We start from the raw sequence: 16,105 nt of genomic DNA on the forward strand, positions 1-16,105 counted from the left end.
CACATGATGGCCAAACTGCCAGCACCACGGCGGGGCGGCGGGCCGCACGCTGGTGAGCGTTCGCCGGACATCCGGTGACCGCTCGCCGGGGATCCGGTGACCGCCTACCGCAGAGGACAAGATCGATGACTTCGCCCAGTGACCGCCCGACCCGCCCGTCCCGCCCGTCGATGCGCGCTGTCAGCCCACGCGCGTGGGGCGCCCCCGACGTCCTGGTCCCCGTGGAGGTGGACCGCCCGGAGCCCGGCCTCACCGAGATCCTGGTCAAGGTGCACGCGGCGGGGGTGAACCCCGTCGACTGGAAGACCCGCGCCACGGGCGCGTTCGGCACCTGGGGGGACACGCCGATCCTCGGCTACGACGTCTCGGGGACCGTCGAGGCCGTGGGCCCCGGGGTGACGCTCTTCGAGCCGGGCGACGAGGTGTTCGGCATGCCGCGCTTCCCGGAGCAGGCGGGCGGCTACGCCGAGTACGTGACCGCGCCCGCGCGCCGCTTCGCGCGCAAGCCCGCGGCCGTCGACCACGTCCAGGCGGCTGCCCTGCCGCTGGCCGCCCTTACGGCCTGGCAGGGCCTGATCGAGACGGCGGGCCTGCGCGCCGGGCAGCGGGTCCTGATCCACGCGGCCGCGGGCGGCGTGGGCCACCTGGCGGTGCAGATCGCCAAGGCGCACGGCGCGTACGTCATCGGGACGGCGCGCGCGGACAAGCACGACTTCCTGCGGAAGCTCGGCGCCGACGAGCTGATCGACTACACGGCGACGGACTTCGCGCAGGCGGTGCGGGACGTGGACGTCGTCCTGGACGGGGTCGGCGGCGAGTACGGCCCGCGGTCGCTGCCCGTGCTGCGCCGTGGCGGCCACCTGGTCACCCTTCCCGACCCGGGCGGCCTCCCCGACGCCGCGCGGGCCGAGGCCCTGGGCGTGCACACCGGCTGGACGGTCGTCGAGCCCGACCGCCACGGGATGCTGGAGATCGCCCGCCTCGTGGAGGAGGGCAAGCTGCGCGCGGAGATCGCGAAGGTCCTGCCCCTGAAGGACGCGGCCGAGGCCCACGCCTACGGCGAGCACGGCCGCACCCAGGGCAAGATCGTGCTCAAGGTGGCCTGACCGGCCGCGCCCCCCTTCAGGCGGCGCTCAGCGGCTCGACGCGTGGTGAACACTCCCCCCCGGGGGGCAGCGGTCAGCGCGCCCCTGGGGTCAGACGGCCGTCGCCGCGGCCCTTTGCGTCGTGGCGATCGTCGCCGAGCCCACCACGCGCGTGCCGTCGTACAGGACGATCGCCTGGCCGGGGGCGACGCCGCGTACCGGCTCCGTGAAGGAGACCCGCAGCTCGTCGTCCACCAGCTCCGCCGTGACGGGCGTCTCGTCGCCGTGGGCGCGCAGCTGGGCGGTGTACGCGCCCGCCCCCTCGGGGGCCGTGCCGCACCAGCGGGGCTTGACGGCCGTCAGGGCGGTCACGTCGAGGGCGGCGGCGGGGCCGACCGTCACCGTGTTGTTCACCGGCGAGATGTCGAGGACGTAGCGCGGCTTGCCGTCGGGGGCGGGGGTGCCGATGCGCAGGCCCTTGCGCTGGCCGATGGTGAAGCCGAACGCGCCCTCGTGGGTGCCGAGGACGGCGCCGGACTCGTCCACGATGTCGCCCTCGGCCTTGCCGAGGCGGCTCGCGAGGAAGCCCTGGGTGTCGCCGTCGGCGATGAAGCAGATGTCGTGGGAGTCCGGCTTCTTGGCGACCGCGAGGCCGCGGCGCTCGGCCTCCGCGCGGATCTCGTCCTTCGTGGTGACCGTGTCGCCGAGCGGGAACAGGGCGTGCGCGAGCTGCCGGTCGTCGAGGACGCCGAGGACGTACGACTGGTCCTTGGCCATGTCGGAGGCGCGGTGCAGCTCGCGCGTGCCGTCCTCGCGCACGATCACCTGCGCGTAGTGACCGGTGCAGACCGCGTCGAAGCCGAGGGCGAGCGCCTTGTCCAGGAGCGCGGCGAACTTGATCTTCTCGTTGCAGCGCAGGCACGGGTTGGGCGTGCGCCCCGCCTCGTACTCGGCGATGAAGTCCTCGACCACGTCCTCGCGGAACCGCTCGGCGAGGTCCCACACGTAGAACGGGATGCCGATGACGTCCGCGGCGCGGCGCGCGTCACGGGAGTCCTCGATGGTGCAGCAGCCGCGCGCGCCGGTCCGGAACGACTGCGGGTTCGCCGAGAGCGCCAGGTGCACTCCGGTCACGTCGTGTCCGGCTTCGGCGGCGCGGGCGGCGGCGACGGCGGAGTCCACGCCGCCGGACATGGCGGCGAGGACACGGAGCGGGCGGCTGGTGCGCTGCGGGGTCTGCGAAGTCATAGCTCTAACAGGGTACGGGGCGGCGGGAACCTCCCGCCGGTGCGTATCCGTTCACGACCACATGGGGGACGTGAGCGAGAAGGACGAGAGCGGGGGCGCGCAGCCGTCACCGGAGCCCCGGCGTGGGCCGGCCCGTCGTGCGCTGCTCGTCGGCGGCGCCGCGGTGGCGGTCGGCGCCGCCGTCCTGGCCAGGGACGAGCTGGGGCGCCTGTGGTGGCGCCTGCCCGGGGTGGTGAAGAAGCGCAGGGAGGGCGAGGTGGACGCGCCCGGCGCGCAGTGGATAGCGGCCTCCAGCGCGAACTGGCGGCGCGCCGACCGCCCCTCGGACTACGCGATCGACCGCGTGGTGATCCACGTCGTGCAGGGCGGGTACGCCTCGGCGCTGCGGGTCTTCAAGGACCCCGGCCACGGCGCCGCCGCGCACTACGTGATCCGCAAGGACGGCCACGTCGCCCAGATGATCCGCGAGCTGGACGTGGCCTACCACGCGGGCGACAGGGACATGAACGAGCGCAGTGTGGGCATCGAGCACGAGGGCTTCGTCGACAAGAAGGCGTCGTTCACCGCCGCCATGTACGCGTCCTCGGCGCGGCTCACCGCCGGCATCTGCGAGCGGTACGACATCCCGGTGGACCGGAAGCACATCATCGGCCACGTGGAGGTCGAGGGCACGGATCACACCGACCCGGGCCCGCACTGGGACTGGGACCGGTATCTGCGCCTGGTGCGCGCGGCCCGCGAGGCCCCGCGAAGACGGCCGCGCGCCGACCGGACCTAGCCCAGGCCCGCGGACCGGGACCAGCTCAGACCCGCCGGTGCCGGTGCCGGACCTGGCTCAGGCCCGCTGACGCCCGGACCTAGCTCAGGCCCGCCGTCCGTGCCCGCTCCACCGCCGGGCCGATCGCCGCCGCCACCGCGTCCACGTCCGCCTTCGTCGACGTGTGGCCGAGCGAGAAGCGCAGCGTGCCGCGCGCGAGGTCGGGGTCGGTGCCGGTGGCGAGCAGGACGTGGCTGGGCTGGGCGACGCCCGCGGTGCAGGCCGAGCCGGTCGAGCACTCGATGCCCTGCGCGTCCAGGAGCAGCAGGAGCGAGTCGCCCTCGCAGCCGGGGAAGGTGAAGTGGGCGTTGGCGGGCAGGCGGCCCGCGGGGTCCGGATCGCCGCCGAGGATCGCGTCGGGGACGGCGGCGCGCACGGCGGCGACCAGGTCGTCGCGGAGTGCCCCGACCTCGCGGGCGAACCACGCGCGGCGCTCGGCGGCGAGCCGCCCGGCCACGGCGAAGGCGGCGACGGCGGGCACGTCGAGCGTGCCGGAGCGCACGTGCCGCTCCTGGCCGCCGCCGTGCAGCACGGGCACGGGGCTGTAGGCCCGCCCGAGCAGCAGCGCGCCGATGCCGTAGGGCCCGCCGACCTTGTGGCCGGAGACGGTCATCGCGGCGAGCCCGGAGGCGCCGAAGTCGACGGGCACCTGGCCGAAGGCCTGCACGGCGTCGGCGTGCAGCGGCACGTCGAACTCGGCGCAGACGTCGGCGAGGCCGCGCACCGGCTGGAGGGTGCCGATCTCGTTGTTGGCCCACATGACGGTGGCGAGGGCGACGCTGCCGGGGTCGCGGGCGATGGCCTCGCGGAGCGCGTCGGGGTGCACGCGCCCGTGCGCGTCGACGGGCAGATATTCGACGGTGGCGCCCTCGTGCTCGCCGAGCCAGTCGACGGCGTCGAGGACGGCGTGGTGCTCGACGGGGCTGGCGAGGACGCGGGTGCGGGCCGGGTCGGCGGCGCGGCGCGCCCAATAGAGGCCCTTCACCGCGAGGTTGTCGGCCTCCGTGCCGCCGGAGGTGAACACCACCTCGCTGGGGCGGGCGCCGAGCGCGTCGGCGAGCGTCTCGCGGGACTCCTCGACGGTGCGCCGCGCCCGGCGGCCTGCCGCGTGCAGCGAGGAGGCGTTACCGGTGACGGCGAGCTGCGCGGTCATCGCCGCGATCGCCTCGGGAAGCATGGGCGTGGTCGCGGCGTGGTCGAGGTAGGCCATGGTGGGCACGATTCTACGAGCCGCGCCCGGGCGCCCGGACCCCGGTGGCCCCTGTCCCGGCCGTGCTCCGCCGCGCTCGCGCCGGGTCAGCCCGCCAGGCTCCAGGAGACCGTGCCGTCGGCGGAGACGAGCGCGGCCAGAACCACGAGGTCGGCGACGCCGAGCCCGAGTCCGAGCAGCGCGCGGCCGCGCCGGGCGGTGCCCCGCCACAGGGCGACGCAGGCGAGCGCGATCGCGACCGGGCCGAGCACGACGTTCAGCACGAGCAGGCCGAGCAGGCCGAGGACGAAGGAGGCGACGGCCATGCCGTCGGTGTCCCGGCGCCCGACGGGCCGCGTGCCGGCCGGTTCGGCGAAGGCGTCGCCGGACGGCTCGGTGGCCGACCCGGCGAAGGCGTCGTCGGACGGGTCCGCCGCAGGCTCCTCGTACGGCTCCTCGTGCGGCTTCGCGGACGGCTTCAGCGCGGTGAGGTGCATGGTGTGCGACTCCTCAAGGTGAGGCGGATGTCGTACGGGACAGGTGACGGGCTCGCGCCGCGTCAGCGGTGGCGCGCGTGGCGCTCGCGCACCGCGAAGACCAGGAGCCACAGCCCGATGACCGTGGCCATGACGACCGTGAGGGACAGCGGGACGTGCGCGACGGTGCCCAGGGCGACGCCGAGCAGCAGAAGTGCGGCGACGAGGAACAGCATGGGGAACGCCTCCCTTCGGTGAACGCTTGTGGTTACAACTGTTCACTGACTTATGAGTCTACTCGCCTCCCGGCTACCAAAACTCGGAGAACAGTTGTTAACTGCATGGCATGAGTCACACCCTCGGCGACCGCCCCGCCGGCACCCGGCAGGCCCAGAAGCAGAGGACCCGGCAGGCCCTCCTGGACGCCGCCCTGCGGCTGCTGGAGGAGCAGAGCCTCTCCAGCCTCGGCCTGCGCGAGGTCACGCGCGCCGTGGGCGTGGCGCCCACCGCCTTCTACCGGCACTTCCGCGACACGGCCGACCTGGGCGTGGCGCTCGTCGAAGAGGCCCTGGGCAGCCTGCACACGACCCTCGCGGCGATGCTCGCGGCCACCGGGGACGGCGAGGAACGCATCGCGGGCGCTGTGGAGTTGATCGCGTCCTACGTACGCGCGTACCCCGCGCACGTGCGCTTCATCGCACGGGAGCGGCACGGCGGCGTGAAGGCCGTGCGGGAGGCCATCGGAGGCCAGCTCGCGCTGTTCGCGCGGGAGGTGGCGGCGCAGTTCGCCCGCGAGCCGGAGGCGGCGGGCTGGAGCGAGGGCGACCTCCTGATGCTCGCGCGGATGTACGTGGACCACATGGTGATGACGGCCTCCGCGCTCCTGGAGACCGACACCGCCGACGCCGCCGCCGAGGTCACCGCCACGGCCCGCAGCCAGCTGCGCCTGGTGGGGCTCGGTCGCGGGCACTGGCTCGACGCGCCGGCGGACAGCGCCTGAGCCGGGCGCGCGCCCGCACCCCTCGACACGCCGGTAAGGGGCAACTAGCCTCGACACCCATGACGCACACGCACGTCGACTGGCCCCTCGACCAGTCCTTCGCCTCCTCGTCCGGAGCCGTCCGCTGGGCGGCCCTCGGCCCCGAGGACGCCGCCCCCGTCGTCCTCGTCCACGGCACGCCCTTCTCCTCGTACGTGTGGCGGGGCATCGCCAGGGCCCTCGCGCGCGAGCACCGCGTGTACGTGTGGGACCTGCCCGGGTACGGCGCCTCGGAGATGCGCGCAGGGCAGGACGTGTCGCTCGCCGCGCAGGGCCGCGTGCTCACCGAACTGCTCGCCCACTGGGGCCTCGACGGCGCGCGGCGCCCCGCCGTCGTCGCCCACGACTTCGGCGGCTGCGTCGCGCTGCGCGCCCACCTCCTGCACGGCGCCCGCTACGCCCGCCTCGCCCTCGTCGACCCGGTGGCCCTCGCGCCCTGGGGCTCCCCCACGTACCGGCTGCTCGGCGCGCACGCCGAGGTGTTCGGACAGCTGCCGCCCGCGCTGCACGAGGCGCTGGTGCGGGAGTACGTCGGCTCCGCGAGCCACCGCGGGCTGCACCCGGCCGTCCTGGACCGCCTCGTCGCGCCCTGGTGCACCGAGGCGGGCAGGCCCGCGTTCTACCGCCAGATCGAGCAGAACGACCAGCGCTTCACCGACGAGATCCAGGGCCGGTACGGCGAGGTGGAGCCGCCCGTGCTCATCTGCTGGGGCACCGAGGACACCTGGATCCCGGTGGCGCGCGGCCACGAGCTTGCCGGGCTGATCCCCGGCGCCGAGCTGCGCCTCGTCGAGGGAGCGGGACATCTCGTACAGGAGGACGCACCGGCGGAACTCACAGGACTGCTCGGTCGTTTCCTGGACGCGGGCCTCTCCGGATCTCACTGACGGTAGAGGTCAGTGACGGCCGTGGCGGCCCGCGCCAAGTCTTCGCGCACCTCCGGAGGTGACACGACCTCCACGGAGGCGGCGAAGGGCAGCAGCATGCGCGCCGCGCCCACCGCCTCCAGTTCGAGCAGGACGGTGACCCATTCCCCCGCACCGTCGGCCGCGTCGGCCGCGTCGTCTGCGGAGCCCTCGACGACCCCCGTGAGCGTGCCCGCGTGGAGTCGCAGGAACTGCTCGTAGCGCTCGCGGCGCACCCGCACGGTCACCTCGACGCCGCCCGCGCGCCGCTCCACCCGCCGCTTCAGCTCCTCCCAGACCTCGGCGAGTTCCACCCCCGCCCGGCGCCTGACCGGCTCGTCCGTCAGCTGGGCGGCACGCACCCGGTCGGCGCGGTAGAGCCCCGGCTTGCCGCTCCGGTCGGCGACCAGGTACCAGACGCCCGCCTTGGACACCAGGCCGTACGGATCGAGGGTGTAGGCGCGCGGCTCGCCCGCGCCGCTGTGCCGGTAGCGCACGCGCAGCCGGCGGTCGGCGAAGACGGCGTCCTGGAGCACCCCGAGGTGGTCCACGGGCAGGCCCGCGCCCGGCCCGCGCGTCCAGCGCTCCGCATCCACCAGGACGCGACGGCTCGTCAGCTCGGCGGCGGGCCGGTGCGGTGCGGGCAGCGCCGCCATCACCTTGCGCAGGGCCGAGCCGAGCGCGGCGTCCAGGCCGAGGTCCTCGTGCGCGCCCCGGGCGGCGAGCAGGAACAGCGCGCGGGACTCGTCGGCGGTGAGCCCCGTGACGTCCGTGCGGTAGCCGGGCAGCAGGGAGATGCCGCCGTGCCGCCCGCGCTCGGCGTACACCGGGACGCCGGACGCGGACAGCGCCTCGACGTCGCGGTAGATGGTGCGGACGGACACCTCCAGGCGCTCGGCCAGCTCGTGCGCGGGCACCCGCCCCCGGGTCTGGAGGAGCAGCAGGATCGAAAGGAGCCGGTCGGACTTCACGGGCACAAGGATCGCGCAGCCCCCGCCAGGACCCCACGCGCGGCCCGCGCCCGCGGCACACCGGGCGCCCCGCGCCGCACGCCCCACGCGCCCCGGCCCGCTCCGTGCGGCCGCGCGCCCCACCCGCGCGGCGCGCGCCGGATCCAGAAGCGACGGGAAACACTCCTCAGCTCTTCCCAAATCCTGCTTATGATTCGGGGGTGTTCGACTCCCGGCACATCAGGTCCTTCCACGAAGTGGTCCGCACCGGCTCGTACTCGGCAGCGGCCCGCTCGCTCGGCTATACGCAGCCCGCGATCACCCAGCAGATGAAAGCGCTCGAACGGTCGGTGGGCACGGTCCTGTTCACCCGCGTCGGGCGCCGCATGCGCCTGACCGAGGCGGGCGAGGCGCTGTCCCGGCACGCGGGAGTCATCCTCGGCAACATCGACGCCGCCCAGCAGCAGATGAACGCGATCACGCGCCTGCGCACCGGCCGCGTCCGGCTCTGCGCGTTCCCCAGCGCCACCGCCACGCTGATACCGGAAGCACTCGCCCGGCTCGCCCGCGGCCACCCCGGCATCCGCGTCGAACTCCAGGAGTACGAGCCGCCGGAGTCGCTCCAGCGCCTCGTGCACGGGGACGCCGACATCACGCTGGCCTTCACCTACCCCGGCCTGCGCGAGGACGTGCCGGACGAGGTCGTCGAAGTACCGCTGATGGAGGACCAGTTGACGGTCCTGCTGCCGAGCGGGCACCCGCTCGCCAGGCGCCGCTCGGTGCGCCTGGCCGACCTGTCCGACGAGCGCTGGATCGCCGGGTGCCTGCGCTGCCGCGCCAACTTCCTGCACGAGTGCGCCGAGCAGGGCTTCACGCCCGACATCGCCTTCACCACCGACGACAACCTGGTCATCCAGAGCCTCGTCTCCGAAGGGCTCGGCATCGCGATGATGCCGGGGCTCGTCCTCAACTTCCTGTGCCACCGCTCCGTCACGGGCCGCCCCCTGGACCCGGCGTCGCGCCGGCAGGTGTCCGCGTACGTCCTGCGCGAGCACCTGAGGATCCCCGCGACGGCGCTCGTCCTGGACGAGCTGAAGGCGGTGGCGGCGAACCGGATGGGCTGCTGACCGCGGAACCCGACCATCGGCTCCGCCATCCATAAGCAGTTTTTAGCCCGACGCGAAGAAACTGTCGTTGGACGTGATGGATGGTGCGGGTCGACGCTGCGAGTATGACCACCCCCACCGCTCACCACGCTCCTCCGGCCCGCACGACCGAGCGGACCGACGCACTCGTCGCCGACATCCGCGAGGCCGTCGGCCGCGGTCTGCCGCCGGACCTGACCGCCTACCTCGTCGGCGAGCGGCTCGCGCCGCACCTCGGCGCGGACGGCCTGCTCACCCCCGAGCAGTGCGAGGGCGACCCCGACCGCTACCGCCAGCACCTGCTGCACGCGGAGGCCGACGGGAGCTTCTCCGTCGTCGCGCTCGTCTGGATGCCGGGCCAGCGCACGTCCGTGCACGACCACGTCTCCTGGTGCGTGACCGGTGTGCACGAGGGCGAGGAGCACGAGCGGCGCTACCGGCTCGTGCCCGCGGCCGGGCCCGGCACGTCCGCGCGGCTCATCGCCACCGAGGACGTCGTGAACCCCACCGGCGCGGTGTGCGGCTTCGCGCCCCCCGGTGACATCCACCGGGTGTGGAACGCGGGCGCGCGGCGTGCGATATCCCTGCACGTCTACGGCGCGGACATCTCCCGGCTCGGCACCAGCGTGCGGCGGGTGTACGACCTGCCGGCCGACCGCTGATGGCGCTGCTCGGCCAGCGCCCGGCGAAGGCCGCGCCCGCCGCCGCGCCCGCCGCCGGGCCCGCGTCCGCGCCCGGTCCCTGGCCGGGGCTCGCCCTCGCCGCGGCCGCGGTGGCGCTCGCCTGGCTGACGCACCGGCTGGTGCCCGGTGTGCCGATGCTGACCGTCGCCATCCTGCTCGGTCTGCTCGCCGCGCACGTGCCCGGTACGCGCGCGTGGGTACGCGGCCCGGCCAAGGCCGGGCTCACCTTCGCGGCGAAGCGCCTGATGCGCGTCGGTGTCGTACTCCTCGGCCTGAAGCTCAGCCTGGACGACGTACTCGGCGTCGGCTGGCAGACCGTCGCGATGGTGCTCGTGACGGTGGCCGCCACCTTCTTCGGCACGTGGTGGCTCGGCCGCAGGCTCGGGCTCCCCGGCGACCAGCCCCTGCTCATCGCCACCGGCTACTCGATCTGCGGCGCGTCCGCGATCGGCGCGGTCGGTGACGTGTCGAAGAGCGAGGAGCGCGACACGGCCGTGTCCGTGGCCGTCGTCACGCTGTGCGGCACGCTCGCGATCGCCGTACTTCCGCTGCTCCAGGCGCCGTTGGGGCTCACCGACGCGGAGTTCGGACGGTGGGTCGGGGCCAGCGTGCACGACGTGGGGCAGGTCGTGGCGACCGCGCAGACCGCCGGGGGCGGCGCGCTCGGTGAGGGCGTGCTCGTGAAGCTGATGCGGGTGGCCGTGCTCGCGCCGCTCGTCGCCGCGGTCGCCGTCTCCGTACGGGCCCGGGGCGTGGCCGCGCCGGGCGAGCGGCGCCCTGCCGTGGTGCCGCTCTTCGTCGCCGGGTTCCTGGTGATGGTGGGCGTCCGCAGTACGGGCTTCCTCCCCGGGGCCGCCCTCGACACGGCCGCCCTCGCCCAGGAACTGCTCCTCGGGGCTGCTCTCTTCGGCCTCGGCAGCGCGGTGGACCTGCGGTCGCTGGCCCGCACGGGGGGCCGGGTGGCCCTGGTGGGGCTGTGCGCGTGGGTGGTGGTGGCCGGGGTGTCGTACGCGGGGGTCTGCCTGACGGCGTGAGGCTCTCCCGCCAGGGCGGGGCAAGGACCTGGTGGAGCGGTTGCGCGGCACCTCGGCGCTGTGCCCACCCGTCCCGCCCCGCGGGACGACTGCTCACAGCGAGGTCGCCTGCGGACCGGCAGGGCGGTCAGACGCGGACCCTCGCCAGTTGGCGGGACTGGGCCACCAGGCGGTCGGCCGTGTCCCAGACCTCCGCGTCCTCCTCCAGGAACCCTCCGGCCAGATTGCGCGTGGTGATGGAGACCCGCAGCGGCCCGGGCGCGGGCCTGGCCCGGATGTGGGCCGTCAGCTCGATGGTCGGCACCCACCCGGAGAGCCCCATCTCGAACGCCGTCGGCGGCAGCGCGTCCACCGCGAGGAGCAGCGACAGCGGATCCGGGTCACGCCCGTCCGCCAGGCCGAACCAGCCGCGCATCTCGCCCTTCCCGGACGGCGCGCCAAGCGCCCACCCGAGCGTCGCCGGGTCGAGCTTCAGCCACAGCCGGTCGGCGATCGCGGAGCTGCCCGGCACCGCGCCGAGGTCGGGCGCGTCGTCGGGGCCGAAGCACTGCTCGACCGGCGGCAAGGCGGGCGGCAGCGCCGAGGTGCGCACGTCGTCGGGCAGCGCGTCGAGGTCGCCGTACGAGGCGACGACGCGCAGCCGCTCGACCTCGCGCCCGCCCTCCACCTGGTACAGGGACGCCTGCCCCGTCGACAGGCCGCGCCCCGCCCGCACGGTCTGCGTACGGACGACGGCGGGGCCCGGCTCGGACGCCGTCAGATAGTGCGCGGAGACCGTGAACGGGTCGGAGTGCGGCAGCGCGTGCGCGAGCGCGCGGCCCACGAGGGCCAGGAGGTAGCCGCCGTTGACGGCGCTGATGATGGTCCAGCCCGCCGAGAGTTCGGTGTCGTAGACGCCGGGTTCGCGCGCGAGGACCTCGGTGTCGCGGTCGAACTCGCTGTTGCCGATCGTCGCGCGCGGCACGGGCGCCGCAGCTGTTTCCGCCATGCCGACAACGTACAACAGGAAACTACTAAGCGGTAGCTTTTTACCCTCGGACGTGGTCAGGCGCGGCCCAGCGCGGTCAGTCGCAGTCAGGCGCCGTCCTCGGCCGCCGTGGACCGGCGGTTCCACGCCCTGGGCGCCCGCCAGTGGTAGCGCATCGCGAGCAGCCGAAGCACGAAGGCCGTGACGATCGCGAGGCCTGTCGTGAAGCCGTTCAGGGCGTCGTAGCGCAGGCACAGGGCGACGATCGCCGCGCCCACGACGGCCGGCACCGCGTACAGGTCACGGTCCCAGCGGACCAGGGACGGCACCTCGTTGGCGACGATGTCGCGCAGCACGCCGCCGCCCACCGCGGTGGCGAGGCCGAGCGTCGCGGACGCGGTGAGGCCGAGGCCGTAGTCGTACGCCTTGGTCGTCCCGGTGACGCAGAACAGGCCGAGGCCCGCGGCGTCGAAGATGTTCACGGCGAGTTGGGTGCGTTCGACCACGGGGTGCAGGAAGAACACGAGGAGCGCGGCGAGCAGCGGGGTGAGGAAGTAGCCGAGGTCCGTGAAGGCGGCGGGCGGCACCGCGCCGATCACCAGGTCCCGGAAGAGTCCGCCGCCCAGCGCGGTGACCTCGGCGAGCACGGCGATGCCGAAGACGTCGAAGTTCTTGCGGACGGCGAGGAGGGCGCCGGAGATCGCGAAGACGAAGATTCCGGCGATGTCCAGGGCATGCTGGACGGAGGGGCTGAACAAATCCTGAAGCACGCGCCATTCTCACCCGCCGGGTGAGATCCCCCGACCGAAGCGCGCCCGGGTCCCGCTGCCCGCTCGGCCCGCTTCGCCGCGCCCGCGTCGCGCTGCGCGCTCGTCCTCAATCGCCGGACGGGCTCGAAACGCTCGTCCGCCCGCCCCGAGAAGAGGCGGGCGGACGGGGAATGTCCGCCGCGACGCGGCGGATCACTCCTTGTCGGCGGCCTTCTTGATCGCGGCCTTTTTGGCGGGGGCCTCCTTGGCGGCGGGAGCGTCGGCCCCGGCGCCCTCCTCGGCCTCAGCCGCAGGCGCGGGCTCGGGCTCGGCCTTGGGCGCAGCCTCGGCCTCAGGCTCAGCCGCGGGCTCGGCCTTGGCCTCCGGCTCAGCCGCGGGCGCAGCCTCGGCCTCAGGCTCAGCCGCGGGCTCGGCCTTGGCCTCCGGCGCGGCCTCCGCCTCGTCCGCCGCCGTGGTGACCGTCACCACGTCGATCGCCTCCCGCGCCACCGACAGCAGCTTGGTGTCCTCGGGAGCCTGGTCGGCCGCGTTCTCCGGGTGGTGGCAGGCCACCTGGTGGCCGGGTTCGAGCGTGAGGAACGGCGGCTCCTTGACCGCGCAGATCTCCGTCGCCTTCCAGCAGCGCGTGTGGAAGCGGCAACCGGTGGGCGGGTCGATCGGCGAGGGCACGTCGCCGCGCAGCAGGATGCGCTCGCTCTTGGTGCCGCGCCGCTTGGGGTCGGGCACCGGCACCGCGGACAGGAGCGCCTTGGTGTACGGGTGCATCGGCTTGGTGTAGAGGTCCTTGCGGTCCGCCAGCTCCACCATCTTGCCGAGGTACATCACCGCGATCCGGTCGGACACGTGCCGGATGACCGACAGGTCGTGCGCGATGATCACGTAGGTCAGGCCCAGCTCGTCCTGGAGGTCGTCGAGGAGGTTGACGACCTGCGCCTGGATGGAGACGTCGAGGGCGGAGACGGGCTCGTCGGCCACCACCAGCTTCGGCTTGAGCGCGAGCGCCCGGGCGATGCCGATGCGCTGGCGCTGACCGCCGGAGAATTCGTGCGGGTAGCGGTTGTAGTGCTCCGGGTTGAGGCCGACGCGCTCCAGCATCTCCTGGACGGTCTTCTTCAGGCCGCCCTCGGGCTTGACGCCCTGGAGCTTGAACGGCGCGCCCACGATCGTGCCGATGGTGTGGCGCGGGTTCAGCGAGGAGTACGGGTCCTGGAAGATCATCTGGACGTCGCGGCGCAGCGGGCGCATCCGCGCGGTGCCCAGGTGGGTGATGTCCACGCCCTCGAACTCCACCCGCCCGCTGGTGGGTTCGAGCAGCCGCGTGATGAGCCGGCCCATGGTCGACTTGCCGCAGCCGGACTCGCCGACGACGCCGAGGGTTTCGCCGGAGCGCACGTCGAAGGTGAGGCCGTCGACGGCCTGCACGGCCGCCACCTGGCGCTGGAGCAGCCCCTTCTTGATGGGGAAGTGCTTGACCAGGCCCTCGACCTTGAGCAGCGTCTCCCCGGACTTCACATCCGACGGCTTCTTCGTCTGCTCCGGGATCGTCATCTGTTCGGCTTTCTCTGCCACGGCGGCTTCGTCCCGCGCCACGTCACGTTTCTCGGTCACAGCTTCGGCGCAATCTCTTCGGTCCAGATCCGGGTGCGCTCCTCGCGCGACATGTGGCAGGCCGAGAAGTGGCCGGAGCCGACCTCGGTCAACTCCGGGCGCTTTGTCCGCGTGATGTTGTCCTTGGGCACGTCGGCGTAGGGGCACCGCGGGTTGAAGGCACAGCCGCTCGGCAGGTTGATGAGGCTGGGCGGGGAGCCCTTGACCGGGACGAGGCGCTCGGTCTCCTCGCGGTCGATGCGCGGCATCGAGCCGAGCAGGCCCCAGGTGTAGGGGTGCTGGGGCTCGTAGAAGACCTCCTGGGCCGAGCCGCGCTCGACGCAGCGCCCGCCGTACATCACGAGCAGCTCGTCGGCCATCTCCGCCACGACGCCCAGGTCGTGGGTGATCATGATGACCGCGGAGCCGAACTCCTTCTGCAAGTCCCTGATCAGGTCCAGGATCTGGGCCTGGACCGTCACGTCGAGCGCCGTGGTGGGCTCGTCGGCGATCAGCAGCTCCGGGTTGTTGACCAGGGCCATCGCGATCATCGCGCGCTGGCGCATGCCGCCGGAGAACTCGTGCGGGTAGGAGTCCACCCGCTTGTCCGGCTGCGGGATGCCGACGCGGTCGAGCATCTCGATGGCGCGCTTGCGGGCGACCTTCTTGTCCACGTCGTGGTGGACCCGGTACGCCTCGGTGATCTGCTTGCCGATGGAGTAGTACGGGTGCAGCGCGGACAGCGGGTCCTGGAAGATCATCGCCATCTCGCGGCCGCGCAGCTTGCGCACCTGGTCCGGGGGCGCGCTGAGCAGCTCGGTGCCGTTCAGCCAGATCTCGCCGGACAGCTGCGGCTTGCGGCGGCCGTACTGCCCGGCCGTGTGCAGGCCGAGGATGCCGAGCGAGGTCACGGACTTACCGGATCCCGACTCGCCGACGATGCCGAGGGTGCGGCCCTTCTCCAGGGAGAAGGTCAGTCCGTCGACGGACTTCACCAGGCCGTCGTCGGTGGGGAAGTGCACCTTGAGGTCGCGGACCTCGAGGAAGGCGGTGGGTGCCGCGGAACCGGTGGTGGGCTCGCCCACCGCGGCACCGCTCTTGCTCAGTTCGGTCATCCCAGCCTCACTCGCGGGTCAATGACGGCGTACAGAAGGTCCACGACGAGGTTGGCGACGGCGATGGCGAGGGCCGCGCACAAGGTGACGCCGAGGATCACGGGCAGGTCCTTGCTGCTGATGGCCCTGACCGCTTCGAGGCCGAGGCCCGGAAGGTTGAAGGTGGACTCGGTGAGCACGGCGCCGCCCATGAGGACGCCGAGGTCGAGTCCGAAGACGGTGAGGATCGGTGTCATCGCGGAGCGCAGGGCGTGTCTGCGGATGACGACGGACTCGCCGAGGCCCTTGGCGCGCGCGGTGCGGATGTAGTCCTCGCCGAGGACCTCCATCATGGTGGCGCGGGTGAGGCGCGCGTACATCGCGGCGTTGAGGAAGGCGAGCACGATCCACGGCAGGATCAGGGTCTGGAACCAGACGTCGATGCTGTCGTCCGTGGAGAGGCTGTCGGCGATCTTCACCCAGCCCAGGTTGTGGACGAAGATGCCCATCGCGACCATGCCGGTGAAGAAGACGGGCAGCGAGACGCCGCCGAGGGCGGTGGTCATCGCGGCGCGGTCCCAGACGGTGCCCCGCTTGAGCGCGGAGACCACACCGGTGGCGACACCGGCGGCGAGCCACAGCACACAGGCGCCGGCGGCGAGCGCGCCGGTCACGGGCAGGGCGTCCTTGAGGGTCTCCCAGACGGGCGCCTCGGTGCGGAAGGAGTAGCCGAAGCAGGGCGCCGGGCAGTGCGTGACGTCGCTGCCGTTGGCGTAGTCCCGGCCCAGCGGGATGCCCTTGATGAAGTCCCAGAACTGGACGATCAGCGGGTCGTCGAGACCCAGCTTGGTCCGGATGCCGGCGAGCTGCTCGGCTCCGGCCTGCTTGCCGGCGAAGAGGACGGCGATGTCCTGTCCAGCCCACTTGGGCAGCATGAAGAAGACGGTGAAGGTCGCGAGCAGTACGACCAGCACCATGATGATGACGGCGATCAGGCGCCGGATGAGGTAAGCAAGCACTGTGCGCGGCCCGGGGGGGGGGGGGGGGGGGGGGGGCGGGGGGGGGGGGGGGGGGGGGGGGGGGGGGGGGGGGGGTTCCTTGTCCTTCTGGGGGGTG

17 protein-coding genes are annotated in these 16,105 nt (G+C 73.4%); 7 read left to right on the plus strand and 10 right to left on the minus strand.

Going from position 1 to position 16,105, the window contains the following annotated elements; translation table 11 throughout:
- The first annotated feature begins 125 nt into the window (after window positions 1-125).
- Window positions 126-1,106: an NADP-dependent oxidoreductase gene (locus tag AC07GB_RS00895; RefSeq protein ID WP_478841078.1), complete on the plus strand. Its 981-nt coding sequence runs from the start codon at window positions 126-128 to the stop codon at window positions 1,104-1,106.
- Window positions 1,107-1,196: 90 nt separating this feature from the next.
- On the opposite strand, the gene mnmA is transcribed toward AC07GB_RS00895, so the two are convergent.
- Window positions 1,197-2,333 carry a tRNA 2-thiouridine(34) synthase MnmA gene (gene mnmA / locus AC07GB_RS00900; protein WP_478841079.1) on the minus strand — a complete coding sequence of 379 codons (1,137 nt, stop codon included), beginning with the start codon at window positions 2,331-2,333 and terminating at the stop codon, window positions 1,197-1,199.
- A 61-nt stretch (window positions 2,334-2,394) separates the two neighbouring features.
- Here mnmA and AC07GB_RS00905 point away from each other — a divergent pair, with 61 nt between their 5' ends.
- Window positions 2,395-3,111, plus strand: a complete 717-nt coding sequence (locus AC07GB_RS00905; protein WP_478841080.1) for an N-acetylmuramoyl-L-alanine amidase — start codon at window positions 2,395-2,397, stop codon at window positions 3,109-3,111.
- A 79-nt stretch (window positions 3,112-3,190) separates the two neighbouring features.
- Here AC07GB_RS00905 and AC07GB_RS00910 read toward each other — a convergent pair whose 3' ends face one another.
- From AC07GB_RS00910 to AC07GB_RS00920, 3 genes are all read right to left on the minus strand, one after another.
- Complete coding sequence (locus tag AC07GB_RS00910) at window positions 3,191-4,360, minus strand: cysteine desulfurase family protein (protein WP_478841081.1); 1,170 nt, start codon at window positions 4,358-4,360, stop codon at window positions 3,191-3,193.
- Between the two features lie 86 nt (window positions 4,361-4,446).
- Window positions 4,447-4,665: a DUF4190 domain-containing protein gene (locus AC07GB_RS00915; RefSeq protein ID WP_478841402.1), complete on the minus strand. Its 219-nt coding sequence runs from the start codon at window positions 4,663-4,665 to the stop codon at window positions 4,447-4,449.
- A gap of 233 nt (window positions 4,666-4,898) precedes the next feature.
- On the minus strand, window positions 4,899-5,051 hold the full coding sequence (locus AC07GB_RS00920) for a hypothetical protein (protein WP_478841082.1): 153 nt from the start codon (window positions 5,049-5,051) through the stop codon (window positions 4,899-4,901).
- 110 nt (window positions 5,052-5,161) lie between these two features.
- Between AC07GB_RS00920 and AC07GB_RS00925 the strand changes: the two genes are divergently transcribed.
- Window positions 5,162-5,815 (plus strand): TetR family transcriptional regulator, encoded by a 654-nt coding sequence (locus AC07GB_RS00925; RefSeq protein ID WP_478841083.1) that lies wholly within the window; start codon window positions 5,162-5,164, stop codon window positions 5,813-5,815.
- Between the two features lie 59 nt (window positions 5,816-5,874).
- Complete coding sequence (locus AC07GB_RS00930; RefSeq protein ID WP_478841084.1) at window positions 5,875-6,741, plus strand: alpha/beta fold hydrolase; 867 nt, start codon at window positions 5,875-5,877, stop codon at window positions 6,739-6,741.
- Here AC07GB_RS00930 and AC07GB_RS00935 read toward each other — a convergent pair.
- The gene (locus AC07GB_RS00935) at window positions 6,735-7,730 is read right to left on the minus strand and encodes a helix-turn-helix transcriptional regulator (protein ID WP_478841085.1); all 996 of its coding nucleotides are present in this window, start codon (window positions 7,728-7,730) and stop codon (window positions 6,735-6,737) included. The two genes, AC07GB_RS00930 and AC07GB_RS00935, sit on opposite strands and share 7 nt — an antisense overlap.
- A 200-nt stretch (window positions 7,731-7,930) precedes the next feature.
- Between AC07GB_RS00935 and AC07GB_RS00940 the strand changes: the two genes are divergently transcribed.
- From AC07GB_RS00940 to AC07GB_RS00950, 3 genes are all read left to right on the plus strand, one after another.
- Window positions 7,931-8,836, plus strand: coding sequence for a LysR family transcriptional regulator (locus AC07GB_RS00940; protein WP_478841086.1), 906 nt, complete (start codon window positions 7,931-7,933; stop codon window positions 8,834-8,836).
- A 104-nt stretch (window positions 8,837-8,940) separates the two neighbouring features.
- The gene (locus AC07GB_RS00945) at window positions 8,941-9,516 is read left to right on the plus strand and encodes a cysteine dioxygenase family protein (RefSeq protein ID WP_478841087.1); all 576 of its coding nucleotides are present in this window, start codon (window positions 8,941-8,943) and stop codon (window positions 9,514-9,516) included.
- The gene (locus AC07GB_RS00950) at window positions 9,516-10,571 is read left to right on the plus strand and encodes a YeiH family protein (protein ID WP_478841088.1); all 1,056 of its coding nucleotides are present in this window, start codon (window positions 9,516-9,518) and stop codon (window positions 10,569-10,571) included. The genes AC07GB_RS00945 and AC07GB_RS00950 overlap by 1 nt, the downstream gene beginning before the upstream one ends.
- Window positions 10,572-10,698: 127 nt before the next feature.
- On the opposite strand, the gene AC07GB_RS00955 is transcribed toward AC07GB_RS00950, so the two are convergent.
- The 5 genes from AC07GB_RS00955 to AC07GB_RS00975 all read right to left on the minus strand — a co-directional run bounded on the left by AC07GB_RS00955 (window position 10,699) and on the right by AC07GB_RS00975 (window position 16,008).
- Entirely contained in the window at window positions 10,699-11,559 is an 861-nt protein-coding gene (locus AC07GB_RS00955) for a thioesterase family protein (RefSeq protein WP_478841089.1), read from the minus strand.
- An 86-nt stretch (window positions 11,560-11,645) separates the two neighbouring features.
- Window positions 11,646-12,308 (minus strand): trimeric intracellular cation channel family protein, encoded by a 663-nt coding sequence (locus AC07GB_RS00960; protein WP_478841090.1) that lies wholly within the window; start codon window positions 12,306-12,308, stop codon window positions 11,646-11,648.
- A gap of 192 nt (window positions 12,309-12,500) precedes the next feature.
- Window positions 12,501-13,856, minus strand: coding sequence for an ABC transporter ATP-binding protein (locus AC07GB_RS00965; protein ID WP_478841403.1), 1,356 nt, complete (start codon window positions 13,854-13,856; stop codon window positions 12,501-12,503).
- 56 nt (window positions 13,857-13,912) lie between these two features.
- A complete protein-coding gene (locus tag AC07GB_RS00970) occupies window positions 13,913-15,010 on the minus strand; it encodes an ABC transporter ATP-binding protein (protein WP_478841091.1) in 1,098 nt (365 codons plus the stop codon).
- The gene (locus AC07GB_RS00975) at window positions 15,007-16,008 is read right to left on the minus strand and encodes an ABC transporter permease (RefSeq protein WP_478841092.1); all 1,002 of its coding nucleotides are present in this window, start codon (window positions 16,006-16,008) and stop codon (window positions 15,007-15,009) included. The genes AC07GB_RS00970 and AC07GB_RS00975 overlap by 4 nt, the downstream gene beginning before the upstream one ends.
- Window positions 16,009-16,105 lie beyond the last annotated feature (97 nt).

The organism is Streptomyces sp. NPDC045778 (genome assembly GCF_056431945.1).

What these genes read in the sequence shown, in the direction of transcription:
- AC07GB_RS00965 (WP_478841403.1), bottom strand. Translation starts at nt 13,856, where the DNA reads ATGACGATCCCGGAGCAGACGAAGAAGCCGTCGGATGTGAAGTCCGGG.
- AC07GB_RS00895 (WP_478841078.1), top strand. Translation starts at nt 126, where the DNA reads ATGACTTCGCCCAGTGACCGCCCGACCCGCCCGTCCCGCCCGTCGATG.
- AC07GB_RS00955 (WP_478841089.1), bottom strand. Translation starts at nt 11,559, where the DNA reads ATGGCGGAAACAGCTGCGGCGCCCGTGCCGCGCGCGACGATCGGCAAC.
- AC07GB_RS00910 (WP_478841081.1), bottom strand. Translation starts at nt 4,360, where the DNA reads ATGGCCTACCTCGACCACGCCGCGACCACGCCCATGCTTCCCGAGGCG.
- AC07GB_RS00925 (WP_478841083.1), top strand. Translation starts at nt 5,162, where the DNA reads ATGAGTCACACCCTCGGCGACCGCCCCGCCGGCACCCGGCAGGCCCAG.
- AC07GB_RS00930 (WP_478841084.1), top strand. Translation starts at nt 5,875, where the DNA reads ATGACGCACACGCACGTCGACTGGCCCCTCGACCAGTCCTTCGCCTCC.
- AC07GB_RS00915 (WP_478841402.1), bottom strand. Translation starts at nt 4,665, where the DNA reads ATGGCCGTCGCCTCCTTCGTCCTCGGCCTGCTCGGCCTGCTCGTGCTG.
- AC07GB_RS00905 (WP_478841080.1), top strand. Translation starts at nt 2,395, where the DNA reads ATGGGGGACGTGAGCGAGAAGGACGAGAGCGGGGGCGCGCAGCCGTCA.
- AC07GB_RS00970 (WP_478841091.1), bottom strand. Translation starts at nt 15,010, where the DNA reads ATGACCGAACTGAGCAAGAGCGGTGCCGCGGTGGGCGAGCCCACCACC.
- mnmA (WP_478841079.1), bottom strand. Translation starts at nt 2,333, where the DNA reads ATGACTTCGCAGACCCCGCAGCGCACCAGCCGCCCGCTCCGTGTCCTC.
- AC07GB_RS00950 (WP_478841088.1), top strand. Translation starts at nt 9,516, where the DNA reads ATGGCGCTGCTCGGCCAGCGCCCGGCGAAGGCCGCGCCCGCCGCCGCG.
- AC07GB_RS00945 (WP_478841087.1), top strand. Translation starts at nt 8,941, where the DNA reads ATGACCACCCCCACCGCTCACCACGCTCCTCCGGCCCGCACGACCGAG.
- AC07GB_RS00920 (WP_478841082.1), bottom strand. Translation starts at nt 5,051, where the DNA reads ATGCTGTTCCTCGTCGCCGCACTTCTGCTGCTCGGCGTCGCCCTGGGC.